The organism is Parabacteroides sp. B2-S-102 (assembly GCF_023656665.1).
Lineage (GTDB): Bacteria > Bacteroidota > Bacteroidia > Bacteroidales > Tannerellaceae > Parabacteroides > Parabacteroides distasonis.
Genome location: NZ_JAMOKM010000010.1, coordinates 134,610 through 153,451 on the forward strand (window position 1 = coordinate 134,610; position 18,842 = coordinate 153,451).

At 45.2% G+C, this 18,842-nt stretch carries 13 protein-coding genes; 5 read left to right on the plus strand and 8 right to left on the minus strand.

The window, feature by feature from the left end:
- Nucleotides 1–49: 49 nt before the first annotated feature.
- Both NBH07_RS13955 and NBH07_RS13960 read right to left on the minus strand, forming a co-directional pair.
- Entirely contained in the window at nucleotides 50–1,675 is a 1,626-nt protein-coding gene (locus tag NBH07_RS13955) for a RagB/SusD family nutrient uptake outer membrane protein (protein ID WP_009017537.1), read from the minus strand.
- Between the two features lie 12 nt (nucleotides 1,676–1,687).
- Entirely contained in the window at nucleotides 1,688–4,465 is a 2,778-nt protein-coding gene (locus tag NBH07_RS13960) for a SusC/RagA family TonB-linked outer membrane protein (protein WP_009017536.1), read from the minus strand.
- Nucleotides 4,466–4,737: 272 nt separating this feature from the next.
- On the opposite strand from NBH07_RS13960, the gene mdh reads away from it, so the two are divergent.
- Nucleotides 4,738–5,679, plus strand: coding sequence for a malate dehydrogenase (mdh, locus tag NBH07_RS13965; RefSeq protein ID WP_009017535.1), 942 nt, complete (start codon nucleotides 4,738–4,740; stop codon nucleotides 5,677–5,679).
- Between the two features lie 270 nt (nucleotides 5,680–5,949).
- Here mdh and NBH07_RS13970 read toward each other — a convergent pair whose 3' ends face one another.
- The 5 genes from NBH07_RS13970 to NBH07_RS13990 form a co-directional block, all read right to left on the minus strand.
- Nucleotides 5,950–6,411: a hypothetical protein gene (locus NBH07_RS13970; protein ID WP_005855403.1), complete on the minus strand. Its 462-nt coding sequence runs from the start codon at nucleotides 6,409–6,411 to the stop codon at nucleotides 5,950–5,952.
- 184 nt (nucleotides 6,412–6,595) lie between these two features.
- Complete coding sequence (gene lpxA / locus NBH07_RS13975) at nucleotides 6,596–7,363, minus strand: acyl-ACP--UDP-N-acetylglucosamine O-acyltransferase (RefSeq protein ID WP_008780868.1); 768 nt, start codon at nucleotides 7,361–7,363, stop codon at nucleotides 6,596–6,598.
- A 23-nt stretch (nucleotides 7,364–7,386) separates the two neighbouring features.
- Nucleotides 7,387–8,778, minus strand: coding sequence for a TolC family protein (locus tag NBH07_RS13980; RefSeq protein ID WP_005865140.1), 1,392 nt, complete (start codon nucleotides 8,776–8,778; stop codon nucleotides 7,387–7,389).
- Between the two features lie 3 nt (nucleotides 8,779–8,781).
- Nucleotides 8,782–12,003 (minus strand): efflux RND transporter permease subunit, encoded by a 3,222-nt coding sequence (locus tag NBH07_RS13985; protein ID WP_005865138.1) that lies wholly within the window; start codon nucleotides 12,001–12,003, stop codon nucleotides 8,782–8,784.
- A 53-nt stretch (nucleotides 12,004–12,056) separates the two neighbouring features.
- Nucleotides 12,057–13,268, minus strand: coding sequence for an efflux RND transporter periplasmic adaptor subunit (locus NBH07_RS13990; RefSeq protein WP_008771622.1), 1,212 nt, complete (start codon nucleotides 13,266–13,268; stop codon nucleotides 12,057–12,059).
- 301 nt (nucleotides 13,269–13,569) lie between these two features.
- On the opposite strand from NBH07_RS13990, the gene NBH07_RS13995 reads away from it, so the two are divergent.
- From NBH07_RS13995 to uxuA, 4 genes are all read left to right on the plus strand, one after another.
- A complete protein-coding gene (locus NBH07_RS13995; protein WP_008780866.1) occupies nucleotides 13,570–14,196 on the plus strand; it encodes a DUF7847 domain-containing protein in 627 nt (208 codons plus the stop codon).
- Nucleotides 14,197–14,230: 34 nt separating this feature from the next.
- Complete coding sequence (locus NBH07_RS14000; RefSeq protein WP_009276245.1) at nucleotides 14,231–15,292, plus strand: LacI family DNA-binding transcriptional regulator; 1,062 nt, start codon at nucleotides 14,231–14,233, stop codon at nucleotides 15,290–15,292.
- A complete protein-coding gene (locus tag NBH07_RS14005; RefSeq protein ID WP_005865131.1) occupies nucleotides 15,292–16,104 on the plus strand; it encodes an SDR family oxidoreductase in 813 nt (270 codons plus the stop codon). Before NBH07_RS14000 ends, NBH07_RS14005 begins: the two co-directional genes overlap by 1 nt.
- An 82-nt stretch (nucleotides 16,105–16,186) precedes the next feature.
- Complete coding sequence (uxuA, locus tag NBH07_RS14010) at nucleotides 16,187–17,365, plus strand: mannonate dehydratase (RefSeq protein ID WP_005855384.1); 1,179 nt, start codon at nucleotides 16,187–16,189, stop codon at nucleotides 17,363–17,365.
- A gap of 178 nt (nucleotides 17,366–17,543) precedes the next feature.
- On the opposite strand, the gene NBH07_RS14015 is transcribed toward uxuA, so the two are convergent.
- Nucleotides 17,544–18,842, minus strand: a complete 1,299-nt coding sequence (locus tag NBH07_RS14015; RefSeq protein ID WP_008780864.1) for a TRAP transporter large permease — start codon at nucleotides 18,840–18,842, stop codon at nucleotides 17,544–17,546.

Consider the following 18,842-nt stretch of genomic DNA (forward strand, 5'->3'; position numbering starts at 1 on the left):
TATGCTCTTTGGGTGAAAACAAAGAATTAGTTTTCACCCAAAATTCAAGTTAATACCCCGGATTCTGTGTCAAGTTCGGATTCAAGGAACGGACTTTATCGGGAATGGGGAAAACGGTGGTATAGCCATTCGATTCATCGGGCAATTGAGGGCGATCCGTATAAGGGCGGGTAAACTTTCCAAAACGTACCAAATCCTGCCTCCTCCAGCCTTCCCAAGCCAATTCCAGTTGACGCTCAGCCAAAATATTTTCTAATGTCGCCTCACGAGGTAACATTCCCACACGGAAACGAACGGCATTCAACTCTTCATCCCCATTCTCTCCATTACGAACTTTCGCTTCCGATCTCATTAACAAGACATCCGCATAACGGAATAATACGATATCATTATCCGATAGCTTTCCATCTTTCGTCCCCATCTTATCGATCTCGTATTTCTTCATGCGGGCACCCGCCGTTTTCTCGGCAGGCAACCTAGACAAATCCAACCTAACTTCTAGAGGTAAATACACCAAAGGAGTCCCATTATCTAACCGAATCGTATCACCATTGAGGTCAAACATCGTATCGGCGTAATAATTCTCATAAAACCGGGTATCGACCGAGTCCGTCCCATACGCAAATACCCGAAGGGCCTCTATCGTAGCGCAAGAGCCGTTCTCTCCCCCCAATCCATATGCTTTGGCATGATTATAGTGACGGGAGCGGAAAAGATATTGCATTTGGTTCGTATATAAGTTCTTATCCATCGGAATCGTGAAAATATTCTCTCCGGACGATTCATTAAATACAGAAAAATTATCCGCATAGTTCGGAGATAAGCTATAGTTTAAGTCCGTTATTGAATCACAGTACGCCACAACCGTTTGCCAAGCGTTCAACTTCCTCTCGCCTACCCTAAAATAGATTTCCCGTCCATTCGGACGCAGACCATCCGTCCAGTCGTTATCCGTAAACACTTCTGCGTTTAAGGCCAACTTCGCCAATAAAAAATAAACAACCGGTCTCGTAATCCTTCCATAATAATCGCCGGGCGAATTACTATGCGCCGTACTCAATAACAAAAGGGATTCTTGTAATTCTTTTACAACAAAATCAAAGACCTCTTTCCGGTCACTCTGCCGCACGTCTTTCACCGGAATGGAAGAAGAAACGATAAGAGGGACACGGCCAAACATATCGACTAAATAATAATAATACATCGCACGCAAGGCACGAACCTCCGCCTCATACCGATCTAAATCGTTATAATCCGTTTTTTGCCGCAACTCGCCTAATATCTCTAAAGATTGATTGCTTAATACGATTACTTTATACAGATATTCCCAAGTAGCTTGGATAGCGTCACTATTCGTTCCCCACTTATGCAAGAAGAGACCTTGCCAGAAACCACCGTCATACCAGTCGCCGCCACGAGTCGGGAGCATGGCCTCGTCAGTCGTAAAGGTATTCAAGTCGTAGACACCCCGGTACGTTCCCTGCAATCCTTGGCTATCGCTATAACCGCCGATATAATTATATAAGGAAGCAACCGTATTCAGATAGACATTCTGAGGGGTATCGTACGCATCCTCCGGATAAAGCTGATCACGAGGGTCCTCTTTCAGATAGCCATCGCACGACGATAATATCAAACCCGCAAATATATAGGATAAAATAGAAAGCTTTCTCATACGAACACCTTTTTAAAAATTAAAACTCAACCCCATCGTATAGGAACGAACCACTGGATAAGATCGCTTATCGTCTATACCTAACGTATTATTTACGATAGAGCTATTTATCATCGGAGTCAATCCCGAATAACCTGTAATTGTCGCCAAATTATTTACGGAAACCGAAAGTCGTACATTTCTTACATATTTCCTTAAATTACCCAGAGGCACGTTCCAACCCAACGTCAAATAATCAAAATTGATATAATCCCCTTTCTCCAACCAATAATCCGTAGCCGTCTGATCTTGGATATTCCGGGATGGGGCTTCTCGCAACACGTTATAATCCGGGAATATATCCATATTCATATAAGTTAGCGATGTTCCATTATAAATCTTATGCCCAAAGGCTCCGTTAATCTGTACTGATAGATCGAATTGTTTATACCGGAAACTGATATTAGAGCCTAAAAGTGTTTTCGGCATGGCTTGTCCCGCAATATAACGATCCTCACCATCCTCCAAACTCACCCCGTTCCCGTTCAAGTCCTCAATCTCATACTTATAGCCGCCATTCCCATCGGAAACCAAACCTGTACATTTCGGTAAATAAAAAACACCCAAAGGCTGTCCGATCATTTGATAAACGATATGATTATACCCTCCATGGAAACCAGCCCCATTTAAATCCGAGATGCTGGTATATTCCGGGGCGGACATATATTCCCCTTTATAGTAACCGCTCAAGGAGAGCAATTTATTCCGTTGGAAAGTTACGTTTACGTTTATATTCAATTCCATATCTTTCGTACGCAAGGGCGTGACGCCAATACCCAATTCCACGCCACTATTTCGCATCGACCCCAGATTCGCCAACATTTTATTATAAGCGAAAGGCGGAACGCTTACATCGTACAAATACAACATATCATCCGTCTTGGAATTATAATAATCTACGGCGAGAATAAAACGATTGTCGAAAAACCCGGCATCGATACCGGCATTGAACGTACGTTTTACCTCCCATTTCAAGTCCGGATTCGCATTACGGATCGTACCCAAGGTAACGGTGGGCGCACCATTTACGGAAACAACCCCATTAGGCTTCATCAATCGCAAAGAATTGTAAGAATCGATCGCATCTTGATTACCGGATAGGCCATATCCCGAACGAATCTTTAAATTCCTTACCCACGAGACACCTTCCATAAACTCCTCTTCGGTCAACACCCAAGCGACAGAAGCCGAAGGGAAAAAACCCCATTTATTATTGGCCCCCACTTTCGAAGAGGCATCCGCACGGGCATTCACGGTAGCGATATACTTTCCATCATAAATATAATTCACACGTCCAAGGAAAGAAGCCAGATGAGGAGCCTCATAGTAAGAACCGGTCCCCTCCCATAAACGTACCGCACCTGCCTGTAAATTATCATAACCAAAACGATCGGTACTGAAATTCGTCGCAGTCGTATAAAAACCTCTCGTTATCATTTTCTGAGCTTCCGCCAATCCCAATACATTTAGTTGATGCAAACCAAAGTCTTTTTTATAGGCCAACATGAAATCTCCCAATAAAGATTCTGTTTTCCGCTCCCCCCGATAAGCCTGCCCATGTGCCCAAACCGAAGTAGGGAGGTATTGGGCGTTATCTATTACATTATAGGTATACGAACCGAAAGCCGTAAACATTAAATGCTTACTCAAGTTAAAAACCAGTTTTAAGTGCGTATTTATATGAGCATTCGAATCATCATCCTTCACCTCCAACCAAGCCAAAGGATTCGTGATCTGGCTAGCGTTAGTTATTTGATCCCAGCTACCCGTCTCCATATTCTTATGATTCGGAAATGTCGGGTTGAAAGTAGCGGCGGAATAGAACATCTTCTGTACGTCATTTAAATAAGCATTTTTCAGCAAGGAACCAAATATGCCTAAATCAAAGACTAGAAGATCATTGAACGCATGCTGTGTAATATTCAACTTGGTCGTAAAATTACGTGAGTTCGTATTTCGGATAACCCCTTCCCTTTCCACAAATCCCAAGGAGGCACGATAACTGGAAGTCTCCGAACCACCCCCAAAAGCGATATGATGATTCTGCACCAACCCCAACCGGGTGACCTCATCCTGAAAGTCCGTATTATTCCCTAAATCTAAAATACCGATATTACGTTCCTCCGCCAGTTTCCGGAAACCATTCGCCGATAACATATCCAAACTTTTATAAGCCGCCTCCACACCGAAACTCCCATCATAACTGATACTAAAAGCTCCCTGCCGCCCTTTCTTTGTCGTTACCTCGATAACACCGGAAGCGCCACGAGAACCATATTGAGCAGTCTCCGAGGCATCTTTCAAGATCGTGAAGTTCTCGATATCCGCCGGATAGATCGAGCTAAGCAAATTAAGATCGGCAAAAACCCCATCAATAATCACCAACGGATCATTACCTCCCGTTAAGGAAGTTGTACCCCGGACCCGGACGGCAGCCAAGGCAGCGGCGCTATTTCCTCCAACCGGGATACTAACGCCGGATACCCTTCCCCGAAGAGCGTCCAAGGGTGTAGAGATCAATCCCTCATTCATCCCCCCTTCATTCACCCGATTTACGGAACCGGATAAAGTACTACGATTGCCCGTAGCATATCCGACAGTGATCAACTCATCTATCAAATTGGAATCCGACAAGAGAGGCTTGATCGTATCCGGCAGAAGCGGCAGCTCCTGACCGTAGCCATAAGAGAAAGACAAGGCCCCGCACAGAAACAAAAACAGGACTTTTCGGATATATATAAGAACTTTCATAAGTACGTTGGATTTAAGATTAATAACCCATGTAAATAAAACTTCCCTCGGTTAAGTTTTGTTCGCCCCCAAGATACAACATTTCCTCAAGATCTTAAAAATAAAAGCGTACCAAGTTGTCAAGAAGCCTCGACAAGGCTTTAGCGATATTTAATAATGTCCCTCAAAAATATATACGGAAATATTTCTTTATTCCGTAATAGATTGTACCTTTGCCATCGTTAAAAAACATAGCGTATTATTAAGTAATAACATACTAAAACTTATTTATTATGTCAAAAGTAACAGTTGTTGGTGCCGGAAATGTAGGCGCTACTTGCGCAAATGTTCTTGCCTTCAATGAAGTGGCAGACGAAGTTGTAATGCTAGACGTAAAGGAAGGCGTATCCGAAGGTAAAGCGATGGATATGATGCAGACCGCTCAATTGCTAGGTTTCGATACTAAGGTTGTAGGTTGCACAAACGATTATGAGAAGACAGCTAACTCTGACGTTGTAGTTATCACTTCTGGTATTCCTCGTAAACCGGGTATGACTCGCGAAGAACTGATCGGTGTTAACGCTGGTATCGTTAAGAGCGTAGCTCAAAACATCTTGAAATACTCTCCGAACGCAATCTTGGTAGTTATCTCTAACCCGATGGATACAATGACTTATTTGTCATTGAAGTCTTTAGGCTTGCCGAAGAACCGTATCATCGGTATGGGTGGTGCTTTGGATAGCTCTCGTTTCAAATATTTCTTATCTCAGGCTCTAGGCTGTAACGCTAACGAGGTTGAGGGTATGGTAATCGGTGGTCACGGTGACACTACAATGATTCCGTTGGCTCGCTTGGCTACTTACAAAGGTATCCCTGTTAGCAAATTGTTAAGCGCAGAAAAATTGCAAGAGGTTGTTGCTTCCACAATGGTTGGTGGCGCTACATTAACTAAATTGTTAGGTACTTCTGCTTGGTATGCGCCGGGTGCTGCTGGAGCATTCGTTGTTGAGTCTATCATTCACAACCAAGGTAAGATGGTTCCTTGCTCTGTTTACTTGGAAGGTGAGTACGGTGAATCTGATCTCTGCATCGGTGTTCCTGTTATCCTTGGCAAGAACGGTATCGAGAAGATCGTTGAGTTGGAATTGACAGCTGAGGAGAAAGAATTGTTCGCTAAGAGCGCTGTAGCTGTTCACAAGACTAACGAGGCTTTGAAAGAAGTGGGTGCTCTTTAATTTGAATTTCTATTAAAGCGATAAAAGAGGCTGATCCTTCGGGGTTAGCCTCTTTCTTTTTATGTGGATACGGACAGTTACGACGGAATGAAGATAATATTCGTGTTTTTCAATCTCTGAAGATACATACGTATCTCCATTGATTTATTTCAAAAGATCACGGTAAAGCATTTATGACAAAAGTACAGTTTTTGTTTGAATATGAAAAGCCTTCACTAGTTCAATACGAGCTTCACTAAGTTTATTCGTTTCATCCCAAACCGGTAATTACTACTTCAACTTTCCAGCCTCATTCAATACTTTCAGGAAGTTGCTCCAAGCTTTCTCTATCTTTTGCATGTTTTCGTCCCTTTCCTCTTGGTTACTTACCTCATTTTGTAGAACATCTACAACAGGATATCCATCATATAAATAATATCTCTGATAATCCCCTAATAAGACTGGGGCATTATAGATAACGGAACTTATCGAAGAGATACTGCCTACCGTGAAGTGACCGTTTCCAGCTATCCGGAATTCAACCTTCTCATTGCCTCGCACGTCTTGCTTGATAGAAATATTCTTCTCGAAAACGATTTCTTTTGTAACTGAATTAAAAGATTTGATATCATCCGGGACTTTGATCACTTGTCCGGTAGTAGCCGTATCAAAATTTTCCTCATCATTATCGCAAGCGCAATAACCGATGAGAAATACAGACATGATAAGATATAATAAAAATGACTTTTTCATATTAAACCTCCTTTATTGGATTTCATTGCGTGTTGTCTTATTAGAAAGACACTTAAAAAGAGACAAATGCTGCACGTTTACCATTATTTAACAAACATTATTAACCAAACCGTCCTTCCATTATATAAAAAAAGCCGGAGGAAATGATTTCCTTCGGCTTTTACCTATCGTTTGTTATTGGTATTTATTTGACAATACCTAATTTAGACTCACCAACGAAATCTATAATATGTTGGATCTCCTTACTCATCGGAACCTGATCCTTTATCATTAACAAGGCATCCGTAAGGCTGCTGTTTCCTTGGAAGATGATCCGGTACGCATGACTGATGTGCTTGATAACCTTTTCACTGAATCCCTCATGAGACATGATGAAAGAGTTCACGCCATAATACGTGGTAGGCTCTTGAGCCGCTACGATAAAAGGAGGTATATCCTTACGGAAACGACAGCCGGTTTGAATCATCGCCCAAGCCCCAACCCGGGATCCTTGGCTCATCAATACATTGCCTCCGAAGATCACATAATCTTCCAAGATACAATTTCCGGAAATCTTACTACCATAGCCGAATACACTACGGTTTCCGATCCGCGTATCATGAGAAACATGTACCCCCTCATGCAAGAAATTACCATTACCGATACTAGTACGTCCTTCCGCTGTCGAGGAACGGTTAATCACCACATTCTCACGAATCACGTTGTCATCTCCGATTACGGCGATCGTATCACCTCCCTTATAAAAGAAATCCTGAGGCTCAGCAGCGATAACAGCTCCGTTAAATACACGGTTGCGATTTCCCATGCGTGTACCGCTCATCAAGCTGGCATGAGGCATGATCTCGCAATCATCCCCGATCTCCACGTTCTTATCAATGTACGCAAAAGGATGAATCGTAACGTTCTTCCCGATCTTTGCGCTTGAATCTACATAGGCTAATGGACTAATCATAACTTTACTACATTTAAAGGTTATTATTCTCTACCACCACCGATGGCACTGTATAAACTGACAACCGCTTGCATACGTTGCACATTGTCGGATACTTCCGTCAACTGAGCGCTCAAGAGGCTCTGCTGGGCGGAAAGGATTTCCAAATAAGTAGATTGAGCCGACTGGAACAAGGCGCTGGTATAAGCCACCGCTTTCTCTAGCTGCTCGATCTGCGCTCTATCTTGGACAAGCTTCTTGCTCGTGGCATCATACTGATGTAAAGCATCACTCACCTCCTTACCTGCTTCCAGAATTGTCTGCTGATAATTCATTTGAGCGATCTTCTCTTCTGCCTTCGATACCTTCAAGTTAGCGACCAACTTACCATTGTTGAAGATCGGTTGGGCCAACGAAGCCAAAGCTTGAAACATAAATTGGCCCGGATTGGCGACAGAGATGCCTGAACCATTCGTCCAGCCTGCTGTCGCCGTGATATTCAATCCCGGATAAAAAGCGGCACGGGCTTTGTTCGTCGTATAATAGGCACTAGCAAGTGTCATCTCCGCGATCTTCACGTCCGGACGATTCTCCAACAATTGCAAAGGCACACCCACCATGATATCCTCCGGCATTACTTGTTCCTCCAAAGTACCCCGATCAATCTGTTGAGGGGCCTTAGCCAATAACACGGACAATGAGTTTTCCACGCTACGCACCTGGCTCTCCAACTCGATCAACGAGCCGGAAACCTGATGGTAAGCGGCACGCATTTGCGTCACGGCAGCCTCGGTAGCCATACCCGCTATCTTCATAGCCTCCATGACACGAACATTCTCTTTATAGATATCAACCGTCTTAGCGGTAATTTCCACCTGCCGATCAAGCATCAACAAGGTATAATAAGTATTCGCTATACCACCGATCAATTGAGAGCGCACGGCCTGTCTTGAATACTGGCTCTGTAAGTAGGAGGCTTTTTGGCCACGGCTCGCGTTCAAGAGCTTTCCGAATAGGTCAACCTCCCAGCTAGCGGCCAAAGGCGTTGAGTAAGCCTTTACGTATTCGCTATTTCCAATCGATGTAATCGTCCCTTGGGGAGCGAAATTAATAGAAGGCAAGAAAGACAGACGGGCGGAAGTCAACAATACTTTCGCTTCCTCTACCCGAAGAACGGCTGCCTGCATATCTACATTATTGGCTAATCCCTCCTCAATTAACGCCTGTAACTTCGGATCACGAAAAACTTCCTTCCAAGGAAGGTTTCCCATATTGGTCGTATCCGCGGAGGCTAATGTATCAGTCTCGGAAACCGGATCACGATAAATTCCCGTCGCATCGATGGAATCCGGACGCTCGTATGCCTTATAGATATGGCAACTGCTTAACAAAGCAGTCGCACATACCATATATATAATTTGTTTCTTCATTGTCATCTCTTATTTTATTTTAGCGTACTGTTCTATTTCCGTACTCATATCGCTGTTATCCAAATCTTCCCATTCGATCGGCTTGAATTTCTCCTGTAAGTACTGGAATACCACGAACAAAACCGGAACAATAAAGATCTGGAAGATCATACCGATGAACATACCGCCGATAGCCGCTGTACCCAATGTACGGTTACCGTGCGCTCCTACTCCGAACGCGAACATCATAGGCAACAATCCGACCACCATCGCCAATGAGGTCATCAAGATCGGACGCAAACGGGCGGCGGCTCCTAATACGGCAGCCCATGTGATACTCATACCCATACGACGACGTTCCAAAGCGAACTCTACGATCAAGATAGCGTTCTTCGCCAACAAACCTACCAACATGATCAAGGCGATCTGCATATAGATATTGTTAGACATGGTTCCTACGATCATCTTCAACGCCGGGATATTTCCCAAAGCGGCCCAACCTTGAACGAACAAGAAGCTACCCATCAAACCGAACGGCACGGAGAGCAATACGGACAAAGGAAGGATGTAACTCTCATACTGCGCACTCAACAGCAAGTAAACGAATACGAAACACAGCAAGAAGATCAAAGCCGTCGTACTGCCACTCGTACTTGCCTCCTCACGTGCCATACCACCTAACTCATAGTCGAAACCTGCCGGAAGCGTTGTCTTAGCCACCTCGTCAATCGCTTTCAACGCCTGACCACTGGTATAACCATCCGCCGGGGCAACCATGACCTTGATGGCGGTATACATATTGAAACGGCTGATGATATCCGGGCCATATACCTTCTTCATCGTAATGAACTGGGAAATCGGAGCCATATCGTTACCACTCTTTACCTTGATGTTCTTCATGGACTCCATATTCTTACGCAAATCAGGATCCGCTTGCACCATTACACGGTACATCTTACCGAAACGGTTGAAGTTAGAGGCATATAAACCACCATAATATCCCTGCAAGGTAGACAAGATGTCCTTCGGACTGATACCGGCTTTCTTACAAGCGGCAGCGTCGATATCGATCTCATATTGCGGGAAGTTCGGGTTAAACGTAGTTTGAGCGGACTTGATCTCCGGACGTGCCGTCAAAGCAGCCATATATTCCTTGGAGATATCAAAGAAACGATCCAAATTACCTCCGGTCTTATCCTGCATATTCAACTCAATATCACTGGACGCAGAGTAACCCGGGATCATAGGCGGCGTAAAGAACAATACCTGAGCGTCTTTCACGATCTTTTGGGCACGCATGAACAAACTACCATATACGATATCCGAGTTCTGCATCATAGAACGGTCTTCCCAGTCTTTCAACTTGATGATAAATGAGCCGTAAGAAGGTCCTTGACCACCGATAAAACTGAAACCAACAACCGCCGTACGCGACTCTACCGCCGGATCCGCAGCGATCAAACTATCGACCTTATTCATCACCTCATAGGTACGCTCCTGGGAAGTTCCCGGTGGTAACGTAACGGCACCCATGATCGTACCCGTATCCTCGTTCGGCACCATACCGGTAGGCGTAACCTGCATCAAGAATACCAATACGGCGATACAACCGGCGACAATACCGAATGAAAGCCATTTCTTCTGGATAAAGAACACGACCTGCTTCTTATACTTAGCTAGCAAAGAATCGTAAGCCGCATTGAATGAGGTATGGAAACGGGAAATAAATGTCGTTTTCTTTTCTTTATGCTCCTCATCATGCGGTTTCAGGAATATCGCACACAAGGCGGGACTCAATGTCAAGGCGTTCAAAGCGGACAAACCGATAGCGATCGCCATCGTCAGACCGAACTGGCGATAGAACGTACCGGCCGTACCTCCCATGAAACTTACGGGAATAAACACGGACATCATGACCAACGTAATGGAGACGATAGCGCCACCCAACTCACTCATGGCATCGATAGAAGCTAGTTTCGCCGACTTGTACCCTTGGTCCAACTTGGCATGGACACCCTCGACGACGACGATCGCATCATCGACCACAATCGCGATGGCAAGCACCATAGCACAAAGAGTCAACAAGTTGATACTAAATCCGATCAAGGATAACATAAAGAAGGTACCGATCAAGGCAACCGGGATAGCGATAGCCGGAATCAACGTAGAACGCAAATCCTGCAAGAACACATATACCACGATAAACACCAATACGAACGCCTCCAACAAAGTCTTGATTACCTCATGGATAGAAGCGAACAAGAAGTCATTGGCATTCATGGAAATATTCACCTTCATTCCGGGAGGCATTGTCAACTGGGTTTCCTCCAGCAAGGTTTCAATGTTACTAATTGTTTCCGTAGCGTTGGTTCCCGGCATCTGGTAAACGATACAGGTAACGGCGTCGTGACCATTTACACGGTTGATAAAGTTGTAAGTCAAACGCCCCAACTCGATATCAGCGATATCTTTCAAACGCAAGACCTCACCATCCGGCAAAGCCTTTACAACAATCTGCTCAAACTCATTAGCCTCTTGCAAACGTCCTTTATAGCGGATCGTATATTGGAAAGACTGATTTCCTTGTTCGCCGAACGAACCCGGAGCGGCCTCTACGTTCTGTTCAGACAAGGCAACGGTTACGTCGCTCGGACTTAATTTATATTGGGCCATCACATCCGGCTTCAACCAAATACGCATGGAGTAGTCCGTACCCAACACGTTGGCATCACCGACACCCGGCACACGCTGGACTTCCGGGATCAAGTTAATCTTCGCGTAATTCTCAAGAAACTCTGAGTCATAACGATCATCTTCCGCATATACGGAGAAAACCAACAACATTGAGTTCTGACGTTTCTGGGTCGTCACACCAATCTGCGTTACCTCGGCGGGCAACAAACCTTGTGCCATAGATACACGGTTCTGCACATTGACAGCCGCCATATCCGGGTCCGTTCCTTGCTTAAAATAAATGGAGATATCCGCGGAACCATTATTAGAGGCATTGGAACTCATATACATCATGTTCTCAACACCATTGATCTGGTCTTCCAAAGGCGCAATCACACTATTCAATACCGTTTGCGCATTGGCACCCGTATAAGTTGCCCTTACCGAAACGGTTGGAGGGGCGATATCCGGATATTGGGTAACCGGCAAGGAAATCAAGCCTAGGAAACCCAAGATGACAATCAAGATGGAAATCACCGTGGAGAGCACCGGGCGGTTTATAAATCTATCTAATTTCATATCTTTCGTTTTTACTCGACAAAAGCGAATATTTGTCTTATTCTATATACCTATTAATTAAAAGCAGTCTGCAAATTACCGTCATGCTGGTCTTTCAAGGCCTGATCGTACTTTGCCTTTTGCTGCTCACGAGTAATCGGCTGGATTTCCTGGCCGTCTTTCAAGATCTGTACGCCTTCCACGACAATCTTATCACCGGACTTCAAGCCTCCCGTCACTAAATAATTTTTGCCATCATTCAAATTGGAAACCTTGATCTCGGTATTCTTCACGGTATTATCAGGCTGCAATACAAATACGAATTTCTTATCCTGGATCTCCACGGTAGCCGATTGAGGGATCGTAATGATATCGTTCATCGTATATGGGAAGATGATATTACCAGTACCACCGCTTCGTAAGACATTTCCCTCGTTAGAGAAAATAGCACGCATGCTTACAGAACCGGTAGATTGATCGATGACACCGCTCACGGCATCAATCTTACCCTCATGATGGTACGTAGAGCCATCCGCCAATTGCAGTCTTACGGCCGGCATCTTCTCTAATTGCTCTTTCAAGGTACCACCGGCTTTCGTCAATGCCAATAGCTCCTTTTCCGTCATAGAGAAATACACATACATATCACCGATCTCAGATACGGTAGTCAACGGTTGAGCGATCGAAGCGCTTACCAAGCTACCTACACGATACGGGAATGTACCGACAACACCGTTCGAGGGACTTGTAACCGTACAGAAAGACAAGTTCTGGTTAGCGCTAACCAATTGAGCCTCCGCCTGCGCCAAGCTCGCTTTTGCCGACATCAGCTGGTTCACGGCAGTCTGATACTCGAAATCACTGATGATTTTCTGATCAAACAAAGTTTTCTTATTCTTCTCGGTCAATGTTAAAGTGCTTACGTTTGCCTTCGCCATCTCTACCGCGGCCTTAGCCTGACCTACCGCGGCAGCGTACTGCGTAGGATCAATTTGGAACAACGCCTGTCCTTTACGAACCGTAGCTCCCTCATCCACACATAATTTCACGATAAATCCAGAAACTTGAGGACGGACTTCGATATCCTGCGTACCTTTGATGGTAGCCGGATAGGATGTTGTTTGGTCGCTAGTCGTTGAATTGACCGCCATCACAGCGAACTCAGCATCCCCTAATTTCATACCACTCTGACTGTTTCCACAGGCAGTTAATAAAGACATACCAACCGCAAACAATGCGATCTGCCTTAACTGAGTAATCGTAATTTTCAGCATTCGTTTATCCATATTTGTATATAATTATATATTCAAGGCTGTTTTTCAGTTACCTTCTCTTTCTAACCCAAGTGGAGATCTTTTACATCTATTCACACAATAGGGTCTTTACTCGCTGTTTCATCCTACAAATGTAGAAACTTTTTACACGATTTTCTGTTTCCTACTTATCTTTTTCACCTAAATTAATAGCACTTAGAAGGAAGCACCTGTTGAAATACTTCTCTTTTGGTTTCAAACGAAAATAAAATTGTTTTTTTCAACAATATATTTTACATTTGTGTCCACACACAATAAACAAATATTATACATTATGGAACCTAAATTTATAATATCAGAAGTATTCAGTACCGCATGGAAGGGAACGAAGTCGCAACTATGGATATTAGCCGGATTATTAATCGGATATTGTATCTTGTCTTTCACGCTGACAGCGTTCGCAATGCCCATGCAAAGTTCTATTATCGGTAAAATCATCGTAAACGTGATCAGCGCGTTATTCTCCATTATTTTCTCCTTAGGATATATGAAAAATATATTTCAGGCGTTGGATGGGGAAGAACCTCAGTTTTCCGCATATGGACAACAGACAAAGAATATCATCACCTACTTTCTAGCGAGTCTTATCACGGGATTTGTCGTATTGGCGGGTTTCTTATTTTTTATCATCCCCGGTATTTATCTGGCATTGCGCCTTCAGTTCTTCCAAGCCTTTATTATCGAGGAAAACGCCGGGATTATCGAGTCTTTGCATAAAAGCTGGGAGATAACGAAAGGACAAGTATTGCCTCTGTTCATTCTGGCGTTGGTTATGATCGGGATCCTGATATTAGGATGTATTTTGTTCGGTATCGGAATTTTCGTCGCCGTTCCTCTTATCTATATGATGTATGGCTACGTTTTCCGTAAATTGAATACTCCTCTTCAAATACTCGAATAAACAGAGAGGACGAATACACACTACAATCTATGCCATGAATAAAAATTACAGGATAAAAGATATCGCCGAATTATCCGGCGTATCAACCGGTACGGTAGACCGCATTTTACATGAGCGGGGAAAGGTATCGGAGGATGCACGGAAAAAGGTGGAGAAAGTCTTAAAAGAAATTGACTATCAACCAAATCTGATAGCCCGTTCTTTAGCGTTGAAGAAAAAATATCATTTCATCGCTTTGATCCCTTCTTTCCATGAAGGGGAATACTGGGCGAAACTAAGCCAAGGGATCGAGAAAGCGGAACGGGAATTGTTTAGCTATAATATAGATGTCGAGCAAATCTATTTTGACCAATACGATAGCAACAGTTTCGACGAATTAATCCCGAAGATTGAGACCGCGGATTGCCAAGGGGTTATCATCGCTACATTATTCAAGCAAAGTGTCTTGACCTTGACCCAGCGGCTAGACCTGAAAGGTATTCCTTATATATTAATCGATTCTTTTATCGACCACACGAATTGTATCTCTTACTACGGAACGCATTCATATGATTCGGGGTATATAGCGGGACGCCTTTTATTCGAGCAAATCCGTGAAGAGGACGATCTAGTGATTTTCCGTTTCACCCGTAAGGGGGATTCATGTTCTACGCAAGTGCAGAAGCGAGAGGAAGGATTCCGGGATTATCTCGCCAATACCTCATTCAAGGGAAAGATTCATTTGCTGCATGTGCACGCGGATGACCGAGAAGAGAATACGAGACTACTGAATACTTTCTTCGACAAATATCCTCAAGTAAGAATCGGTATCATCTTTAATTCGAGGGCCCATTTCCTTGGAGATTATCTAAGTAGCGAACGACCGGACTATCCTTTCAAGCTTCTTGGCTACGATGTGATAGAACCGAATGTCCGTTATCTGGAAAACGGCTTGATCACGCATTTGATCGCCCAGCGACCGGAGGTACAAGGATATCATTGTATCAAGGCACTTTTCAGGCATTTGATCCTTAAGGAGAAAATTGAGCCTGTCAATTATATGCCGATCGATATCTTGGTAAAGGAAAATATACAATACTACAATAATTATATCTGATGAACTCCTTATTTAGCGTAAAAGAGAAAGTGATTTTGTTGACCGGAGGCTATGGTATATTAGGAGCCTGCATGGCCAAGCACTTGGCGAGAGAAGGCGCGTACGTCGTAATCCTCGGACGAAACGAGCAAAAAGGATCTGCCTTGGTTGGTGAGATTAAAGCGGAAGGGGGCGAGGCCTTATTCTTGGTTTCAAACGTACTGGATAAAGCCTTGCTGGAGCAAAACAAGCAAGAGATATTGAAAGCATATGGGAAGATTGATGTTTTAGTCAATTTGGCGGGTGGCAACCAAGCCGGAGCGACGATTCCTCCCGACAAGACGATCTTTGATCTGGATATCGATGCTTTCCGGACGGTCGTGGACCTGAACTTATTCGGGACCGTACTGCCGACAATGGTCTTCGCCGAGGTCATGGTGGGACAAGGGAAAGGAAGCATTATTAACATCTCGTCCGAATCGTCCCTACGCCCATTGACTCGTGTGGTTGGCTATGGATGTGCGAAAGCCGCTATCAACAATTTCACGCAATACATGGCCGGGGAGCTAGCGATTAAATTCGGAGAGGGCCTGCGAGTAAACGCCATGGCACCGGGATTCTTCCTTACCGAGCAGAACCGGGCATTGATGAGCAATCCGGATGGATCACCTAGTGATCGTTGCAACACGATCGTCGCGCACACGCCGTTCCGCCGCTTAGGAAAACCGGAGGAGTTACTCGGTACTTTACAATGGCTGGCGAGCGACGCCTCCGCATTCGTAACCGGTACCGTGATCCCCATAGACGGAGGTTTCGACGCTTTCTCCATCTAAATAATGTGCCAATGTGCCAACCAGCCATGTATCAAACCGCATTGGTATATTGGCACATTGATAAATTTAAAAATTATTCATTATGTATCTATGTGAGCAAACTTGGCGTTGGTACGGACCGAATGATCCTGTCAGCCTTTGGGACATCCGTCAGGCGGGTGCCACCGGTATCGTAAATGCGTTGCACCATATCCCGAATGGGGAAGTTTGGACTACGGAAGAGATTCAAAAGCGGAAAGCCTTGATCGAATCCGCCGGATTACGGTGGAGTGTGGTTGAGAGTGTGCCCGTACACGAGCATATCAAGACGCAAACCGGGGATTTTCAAACCTATATAGAAAACTACAAACAAAGCATCCGTAATCTGGGAGCTTGCGATATCCGGGTAGTTACTTACAACTTCATGCCGGTATTGGACTGGACTCGTACCGATTTGGCTTATACGATGCCGGATGGTTCCAAAGCCTTGCGCTTTGAACGCGCGGCTTTTATGGCGTTCGACTTATTTATATTGAAACGACCGGCGGCGGAAGCCGAATATACGGAGGCGGACAAGGCGAAAGCCAAGGCACGCTATGACGCTATGAGCGAGGAAGACCGCCAGCTGTTGGTTCGCAATATGATCGCCGGACTACCCGGCTCGGAAGAGACTTTTACGATCGAGCAGTTTAGGGAAGCGTTAGACCGTTATAAAGATATCGACGCGGAGAGACTTCGCTCGAACCTGATCTATTTCTTACGGGAAATAGCTCCCGTGGCGGACGAGGCCGGTGTCAAGCTCGTTATCCATCCGGATGATCCCCCCTATTCCATTCTCGGGCTTCCCCGTATCTTGAGCACGGAAGATGATTTCCGGAAGTTAATAGAGGCCGTGCCGAATCCTAGCAACGGGCTTTGCCTATGCACAGGTTCTTTCGGTGTCAGAAGTGATAACGACTTGGCCGGGATCATGGAACGTTACGGGGATCGGATCGATTTCGTTCATTTCCGCAGCACGCAACGAGATTCCGAGGGTAATTTCTTCGAGGCGAACCATCTGGAAGGCGATGTGGATATGTACGGTGTCATGAAAGCCTTACTGGAATTGCAACAACGCCGCCAATGCTCCATCGCCATGCGACCGGATCATGGACATCAAATGATAGACGACCTAAAGAAGAAAACCAACCCGGGCTACTCCTGCATCGGACGTTTACGGGGTCTGGCCGAGCTACGGGGATTGGAGATGGGTATCGCCTTATCCCTGTTCAAAGGACATTAAAAAGACAGCGTCTTACAGTTAGCACAGTACTGTGTACGAAGTACCGCAGTACTGTGGCTAAAGTACTACAGTACTCTGTACGAAGTATTGCGGTACTCAGCACGTAAGTACTGGAATACTTCGTACACAGTACTGCCCTATTTATAGCACAAGGCTACCTCGACCCTATGGGGGAACATCACAAACCGAACAACCGGGGAATCAATAAACTTAAATCCGGCAAGAAGGCCACCAAGAACAAGACAATAACCATCGCCGCAAACATCGGCAGCAACGGACGGATCACCTGATCGATCTTTGTCCCCGCTACGCTACATCCGATAAACAATACCGAACCCACCGGTGGCGTACATAATCCCACACAAAGGTTCAATACCATCATGATCCCGAAATGTACCGGGTCCATCCCCAATTGCCCCGTCGCTATCGGCAGGAAGATCGGGGTAAAGATCAAGACAGCGGGCGTCATGTCCATAAAGATCCCGACAATCAATAGGATCACGTTTATAAGTATCAAGATGACCACCGGATTGTCGCTTATGCTCAGCAGAGCGGCACTTACCGTTTGAGGAATATTCTCATAGCTCATGATCCAAGACAAGCCCGTACAAGTCGCCACCAAAAGAAGGACGATAGCCGTAGTCTTGGCCGATCGCAATAACACTTGCGGCAATTTAGCCCAAGTAAGTTCTTTATAGATAAAAGAGAGGATTAACGCATACAATACAGCGATCGCCGAAGCCTCGGTCGCCGTAAACAGTCCCGCCAAGATTCCTCCGATCACGATCACCAATAGCATCAAACTAGGGATCGCCCTGAAAAATACCCTTGTCGCCTCCGAGAACGGAACACGTACGCCAACCGGATACCCCTTTCGTGCGGCAAACATAGCGGCTACGATCATGATCGCCACTCCCGTAAGAATTCCCGGTAGATAACCAGCCATAAACAAGGCGGATACAGAGACTCCACCACTCGCCAAGGAGTAAACGATCAAGACATTACTCGGAGGTATCGTCATGCCGGTAGTGGCGGAAGAGATATTTACGGCGGCACTGAAATTCGGATCGTAACCGGCCTTTTTCATCTCCGGTGTCATAATACTCCCGATAGCAGAGGCAGCGGCGGCGGCAGAGCCACTGATCGCCCCGAATAACATATTCGCCACGACATTGACTACCGCCAGTCCTCCGGGTAACCGTCCGACCAGCACCTTGGCGAAATCGATCAAGCGCAAGGCGATACCTCCGCTATTCATGATATTCCCCGCCAATATAAAAAACGGGATCGCCAGCAGAGCGAAACTGTCCAGACCCGAAGCCATACGCATCGCATAAGTCGTAAGGGCGGGAAGCGAGTCTATATTCACGAGCATCGTCAATATACCCGCCACACCAATGCTATACGCTACCGGAACCCCGACCACCAGCAGGAAAAAGAAACTTATCACTAATACGAGTATACCTATAATATCCAT

What these genes read in the sequence shown, in the direction of transcription:
- NBH07_RS13955 (WP_009017537.1), bottom strand. Translation starts at nt 1,675, where the DNA reads ATGAGAAAGCTTTCTATTTTATCCTATATATTTGCGGGTTTGATATTA.
- NBH07_RS13960 (WP_009017536.1), bottom strand. Translation starts at nt 4,465, where the DNA reads ATGAAAGTTCTTATATATATCCGAAAAGTCCTGTTTTTGTTTCTGTGC.
- mdh (WP_009017535.1), top strand. Translation starts at nt 4,738, where the DNA reads ATGTCAAAAGTAACAGTTGTTGGTGCCGGAAATGTAGGCGCTACTTGC.
- NBH07_RS13970 (WP_005855403.1), bottom strand. Translation starts at nt 6,411, where the DNA reads ATGAAAAAGTCATTTTTATTATATCTTATCATGTCTGTATTTCTCATC.
- lpxA (WP_008780868.1), bottom strand. Translation starts at nt 7,363, where the DNA reads ATGATTAGTCCATTAGCCTATGTAGATTCAAGCGCAAAGATCGGGAAG.
- NBH07_RS13980 (WP_005865140.1), bottom strand. Translation starts at nt 8,778, where the DNA reads ATGACAATGAAGAAACAAATTATATATATGGTATGTGCGACTGCTTTG.
- NBH07_RS13985 (WP_005865138.1), bottom strand. Translation starts at nt 12,003, where the DNA reads ATGAAATTAGATAGATTTATAAACCGCCCGGTGCTCTCCACGGTGATT.
- NBH07_RS13990 (WP_008771622.1), bottom strand. Translation starts at nt 13,268, where the DNA reads ATGGATAAACGAATGCTGAAAATTACGATTACTCAGTTAAGGCAGATC.
- NBH07_RS13995 (WP_008780866.1), top strand. Translation starts at nt 13,570, where the DNA reads ATGGAACCTAAATTTATAATATCAGAAGTATTCAGTACCGCATGGAAG.
- NBH07_RS14000 (WP_009276245.1), top strand. Translation starts at nt 14,231, where the DNA reads ATGAATAAAAATTACAGGATAAAAGATATCGCCGAATTATCCGGCGTA.
- NBH07_RS14005 (WP_005865131.1), top strand. Translation starts at nt 15,292, where the DNA reads ATGAACTCCTTATTTAGCGTAAAAGAGAAAGTGATTTTGTTGACCGGA.
- uxuA (WP_005855384.1), top strand. Translation starts at nt 16,187, where the DNA reads ATGTATCTATGTGAGCAAACTTGGCGTTGGTACGGACCGAATGATCCT.
- NBH07_RS14015 (WP_008780864.1), bottom strand. Translation starts at nt 18,842, where the DNA reads ATGGATATTATAGGTATACTCGTATTAGTGATAAGTTTCTTTTTCCTG.